1 protein-coding gene is annotated in these 478 nt (G+C 44.1%); it reads right to left on the bottom strand.

Annotated features, from left to right (window positions below):
- On the bottom strand, positions 1 to 474 hold a 474-nt coding region (locus CWB80_RS21735; protein WP_138686306.1), incomplete at its 3' end, for a DUF2931 family protein.
- Positions 475 to 478: the final 4 nt, after the last annotated feature.

Raw genomic sequence — 478 nt, 5'->3', positions numbered from 1 at the left:
CTCGCGCCATTGCGCTTGCCCAGAGCCAAGTTCATGTAATACACGGCCTGTGAACCCTGCTGAAGGTGTATTTGATATCCACACTTTTATTTCACCGGTCTCACCCATACCAATAATTAGGTAGGGAAAAATCTCGTCCTCAACTTCACCTGTGTAATAACTAAAATTAGGTAAGTTTTTAGCTAATTTATACCCAGCCTTATCTATGGCCACTTCACCGTAATAAATTCTATTTTCTGATTTATCGAGCCATTCAATCGCCACTTTTTCGGGGAACTTTTGGTCGTACAAACTGACTGTACCGCCAGCCTCAGCATAACAACACTCAACTGCCCCTGATGGTATGCCCCATGTATCATCAAATACCACTGAGCGCCCCCAAATAGCATTCCCATTCTCAGTGCCTACGCCTGCTACCATGTAATCTATTTTTCCCGTTGACGAGCAACCTACCAGTAACAAAGCACATGCAATTGAG

Source organism: Pseudoalteromonas sp. S1650 (assembly GCF_005887195.1).
Taxonomy (GTDB): Bacteria; Pseudomonadota; Gammaproteobacteria; order Enterobacterales; family Alteromonadaceae; genus Pseudoalteromonas; species Pseudoalteromonas simplex.
Note: the sequence above shows the minus strand (reverse complement) of the source record. Positions and strands in the feature narration are given on the sequence as shown.